The 4,916-nt window shown below is 39.5% G+C and carries 5 protein-coding genes and 1 pseudogene; all 6 read left to right on the top strand.

The features are described from left to right. On the top strand, positions 1–668 hold a 668-nt coding region (locus tag C7Y70_RS20555; protein WP_167850850.1), incomplete at its 5' end, for an alpha/beta hydrolase. Further along, on the top strand, positions 665–964 hold the full coding sequence (locus C7Y70_RS19350) for a hypothetical protein (protein ID WP_135476576.1): 300 nt from the start codon (positions 665–667) through the stop codon (positions 962–964). The genes C7Y70_RS20555 and C7Y70_RS19350, both read left to right, overlap by 4 nt. 408 nt (positions 965–1,372) lie before the next feature. Next, a pseudogene (locus C7Y70_RS19345) lies at positions 1,373–1,756 on the top strand (transposase); the annotation flags it as partial. Positions 1,757–1,865: 109 nt separating this feature from the next. Beyond that, positions 1,866–2,840 (top strand): transposase, encoded by a 975-nt coding sequence (locus tag C7Y70_RS19340; RefSeq protein ID WP_135476574.1) that lies wholly within the window; start codon positions 1,866–1,868, stop codon positions 2,838–2,840. A 621-nt stretch (positions 2,841–3,461) separates the two neighbouring features. After that, positions 3,462–4,175, top strand: a complete 714-nt coding sequence (locus tag C7Y70_RS19330; RefSeq protein ID WP_135476570.1) for a hypothetical protein — start codon at positions 3,462–3,464, stop codon at positions 4,173–4,175. Next, positions 4,172–4,909: an RHS repeat-associated core domain-containing protein gene (locus C7Y70_RS19325; protein ID WP_135476568.1), complete on the top strand. Its 738-nt coding sequence runs from the start codon at positions 4,172–4,174 to the stop codon at positions 4,907–4,909. Before C7Y70_RS19330 ends, C7Y70_RS19325 begins: the two co-directional genes overlap by 4 nt. Positions 4,910–4,916 lie beyond the last annotated feature (7 nt).

Raw genomic sequence — 4,916 nt, 5'->3', positions numbered from 1 at the left:
TTATTGATTTGCCTAGTACCAGTGGTGATGGTCAATATGATGGAACGTACTTTTTCGGTGGGGCTGGAATAGACGGCGATTATATTGGTGATATGGTGACAGCATTCCAAGAGGCTGGCATTTCTGATGTTCATGCAGTCAGTGGACCAAGATGGTCCATGAATGACGGGGAATATCCTTTGCTAGGAACTGGCCTCGATGCGTTTATTGGTGTTCTAGCTTTGAACGAAGAAATCAACCTAGGCGACCGCATTAATTCCACCCCAGAGCGCCTAATCAACAAAGGTGACGGAAAAGGACAATTTAACTTGGTTGGATATTCGTATGGTTCGCTGGTTGCGGCTCAGGTTGCAATGACTCGCGTCAAAAAAGGAGGCACTGTCGATAATCTTGTACTAGTTGGCTCCCCTATTGATTCGAGCTTTTTGAAAACACTCAGGTCAACTCCAGCAATAAAAAATGTAATAGTCAAAGACCTAGTTCAACATGGAGATACAATTAGAGCGGGTATGTCAGGGGCAAGCTTGTTTAATCCGGCCGTTTTCATTCCTCTAGCTAAACAATTTGGAAATGGAACTGGTCATTTCCATTATGCCCCAATGTCACAGGTGGGCAACTCTAGAAGGCGAGAGTTGGCCAAGGAGCTATATGGAGCAGGGTTAAGATGATGAAACATACAAAAAGCAAGCTTGCCTTAGGATTGTATGCCTTTGCAACTTTATTCAGCCTTCTTAATCTAGTCATCATTGTGGTGATTCATTGGGGAAATATTGTATTAGGGGGCGGCCTCAACCCATTCGCAACTTTCTGGTTTGCATTCTATTTTGTTATAAGTTTCGTGGCATGGCTAATTGCCTGCTTTGTTGAAAGAAACAGGTGTTGGGGTGCGGCTTACTGGCTTACAATTGCAGGGGCACTCGTATTAATTGCTTTTGTGTCATTTGAGTTCTCACCAAGGGGGTAAGGGGCTTTTGCCCCTTTACACATCATCACAATTTCACACCAACTTCAGCATCACTAGCAATCATCACCGTATAAAACATTCCCACTTTGAACTATAATCTCGAAAGTTACGGAGTAAATAAAAAGACACCCACCCTAAAGTTTGTATTTTTTATATTTTCAACTAACTTTCAATTAGTGCAAAAAACAAACAGGGTGATACATGGCAATTGCAAGAAAGCGTCAAGTAAGTTTGGTTGATACAAAGTATAGGGAAAATAAACAAGACACCCATTCTAAAGTTTGTATTCTTTATATTTTCAACTAACTTTCAATAGAGAGAAAATAAACAAGACACCCATTCTAAAGTTTGTATTCTTTATATTTTCAACTAACTTTCAATTAGTGCAAAAAACAAACAGGGTGATACATGGCAATTGCAAGAAAGCGTCAAGTAAGTTTGGTTGATACAAAGTATTATCACTGTATTTCACGTTGTGTTCGACGTGCTTTTTTGTGTGGTGAAGATCGTTTTACAGGTCAGTCTTTTGAGCATCGCAGAGGCTGGGTTGAAGATAAGTTGCTTGGATTAGCCAAGGTATTTTGTATTGATGTGTGCGCTTATGCTGTAATGAGTAACCACACCCATTTGGTACTCTATGTTGATGATAAAAAAGCCAACAGACTTAATGATAAAGCGATTGTTATTCGCTGGCATAAACTATGTAAAGGCACCTTGCTAACGCAGAAATACGTACAAGGTGAAAAGCTAAGTAAAGCAGAGCTTATCTTTTTTAATCAAACGGTCAAGAAATAAAAAGGACACCCACCCTAAGAAACAAAGAAGACACCCATCTTAATGTTTGTATTTTTTATAATTTGCACTAACTTTTAATTAGTGCAAAATATGATTAGGGTGTCACATGGCAATTGCAAGAAAGCGTCAAGTAAGTTTGGTTGATACAAAGTATTATCACTGTATTTCACGTTGCGTGCGCCGTGCTTTCTTGTGCGGTGAAGATCCTTTTACAGGTCAGTCTTTTGAGCATCGCAGAGGTTGGGTTGAAGATAAGCTGCTTGGATTAGCCAAGGTATTTTGCATTGATGTATGTGCTTATGCAGTCATGAGTAACCACACTCATTTAGTGCTGTATGTAGATGATAAAAAAGCCAACAGACTTAATGACAAAGCGATTGTTATTCGCTGGCATAAACTGTGTAAAGGCACCTTGTTAACGCAGAAATACGTACAAGGTGAGAAGCTAAGTAAAGCAGAACTCATCTTTTTTAATCAAACGGTCAAACAGTATCGCGAACGCTTATCAAGTATTAGCTGGTTTATGCGGCTGCTAAATGAAGATATAGCGCGTAAAGCGAATAAAGAAGATAACTGCACGGGCAGGTTTTGGGAGGGCCGTTTTAAATCACAAGCCTTGCTTGATGAAGCTGCACTCGCCGCCTGTATGGCATACGTTGATTTAAATCCTATCAGGGCAAAAATGGCAAACACACCAGAAGAGTCATCACATACGAGTGTGCAAACACGATTAGAAAGCGCAACAGAAGGCAAGCAACCAAAAAAACTATTGCGTTTTGCCGGCATGCCACGTCAAATTATGCCAAAAGGATTACCGTTTGAACTTAAATCCTACCTTGAACTGGTTGAATTAACAGGGCGTTGTATACGAGAAGGCAAACGCGGGTATATTGAAAGCACACATTTACTTTTACTAGAAAGAGTGAATATATCCCCAGAAAACTGGTTAAAACTGACTACGCAATTTACGCGGGTATTTCATGGCGCAGTAGGTAGGACGACCTCACAAGAGAGTTACTGTGAAAACTTGAACAGAAAACGGCGTAGCAACGTCAGCAACAGCGAAAAGCTGTTGGCATAAAGTTAAAAGTCCTCAATAAGAATTACAACTGCAATCATGCAGTTATTTTTATGCGTGTAATTTAGGTTTACAGTGATAAGCGCTCACTTAATGAACGATGTGTTAGTGATAACAGAAAAGAAATAAGTTTCTAGCCCAAAAGAGTAAACTTAGTCGCACAGTTTTATTTACTTAATTAAAGTGGCTGTCTAGTTTATTTAATTAACGCCCGCTATAATTTTTTGTTTGGACAAATTAGAGAGTTGGATCCAAGCTTCAGTGTTGCAAGACCTAATCGACCCACTAACCGAGCGGATATTCAGTTTTTGGAGCAAACTTTGCGGGGGATGCGAGATTCACCTGCTATTAATTTAACTCCTATTGGAGCAGGGAGAAATGGTGCATTTAGAGAAGCGAAAAGAAGGATGGGAATCCCAGTTTCGCAACAGCCATCAAGAGTAACTCCAAATTTTGACCGAAGGGGTGTTCCACAACCAGGGGAAACATACTGGTTCAGAGTTCCAAATGGCTCTGGAGGGTTTAGAGAAATTTCTATTCGCAGAGATGCAGCGGGACATTTCTATAGTCCAGGAAATATTCATAACCGAGGGCCACATTTTAATGACGCAGAAAAGGGACATTATGACTATTAGATCTAGGAAAATATTTAGCCCTAACTTATTTAAAGAAAATGACTCTTTCATTTTAAGTGACGACTCTTATTCGTGTGCTCCGGAGCTACAAGGGAATATTTCAGCTCTAACATATATTTCAGAATCTGTTGAGGGAGGTGTATCAACAGCAGAGCTTGATGAGGAGAATGCCAAAGTAGCAAAGTCTGATTTAGTTAAGAGTTTATTTTCTGGATATGAACTCTATTTATTTGCAAGCGATAGTATATGGCAACCTGCCACAAGAATAACAAGGCACTATGGGTTGTGGAAACGCCTGAAAAAGCTTCATAAGGTTTTGGAAGCTATAAATGATAGAGATTTTTCTCAAGAGCATGTTAAAGAGGGAAGTGAAGGCTTACAGTTTTCAGGTATAGCCCGACTAGGGATTGATAATTTGGATTTAGGAATAGCCCTTGTTAGGGATAATATTGGCTTTCAACTTTATCTGTCAAAGCATAGCTTAGCATTTGAATCTGAACGGGTTGGTAATTACTTTGAAGTAGCCTATTTAAAAGAACTTAGTTTTAATGGATCTCCATTTAATGTTGATAGTTTTATAACTGAACTCATAAGCAATAATAGTGCGCTAGTCAGAGTCGCAGGTTCAGGGGAGCTGGCAGAATGTTCCATTGATATCATTGCAAGTTCGTCTTCAGAGTTATTTACAATGTTAGATACATGATTCTAAAAGAGGAGCGATGGAATGAAAATAAACAAGACACCCATCTTAAATTTTTAGGCAGCGCACGGGTATTTACCGACCACAACGGCCAAGTTGAAGCGGTACGAAACTTCGACCCATTTGGTAAACCACGCTTAGCAAATGGCGGGTTAAAGCCGTATGGTAATTCAAAACTAGGTGATTTAGAGAATGCCAAAACTCGAAGAGGCTTTACCGACCTCGAACATTTAGATAATGTAGAGCTGATCCATATGAACGGTCGGGAGTACGATTATAACCTTGGCAGGTTTATGTCGGTAGACCCCGTTATTCAAAGCCCAACGAATAGCCAGAGTATTAACCCCTATTCGTATATTATGAATAATCCGCTCAGTGGCACTGACCCTACAGGTTATACCGCCGAATGTAATGGTAGTGGCGTATGTGATATCGGCAATATAAAGATGGATGACGTTGAAAATGTTCAAGTTACCAAAGATGGCAATATGGTTGTCAATACTAAAGATGGTAATTCATATCAAGTTGAGTCAATAAATGGTGCTGATGTTGGTGGTAAGTTCTCAGTAGGTAATAACTCACCTATGGATATTAACAGTCAACAACAAAATGCTAAAAATGACCCTTTGGCTCAAAATATCAGTAATTACGCAAAGAAAAACGAATATTCAACAAAAGCAAAGTCTGTATATTCCGATATACCAGCGGATGAATCCAATATGGTTGCAAATATATAAGCTTATG

Source organism: Pseudoalteromonas sp. KS88, from assembly GCF_004766475.1.
GTDB lineage: Bacteria > Pseudomonadota > Gammaproteobacteria > Enterobacterales > Alteromonadaceae > Pseudoalteromonas.
This window is presented reverse-complemented; position numbering and strand designations above follow the sequence as displayed.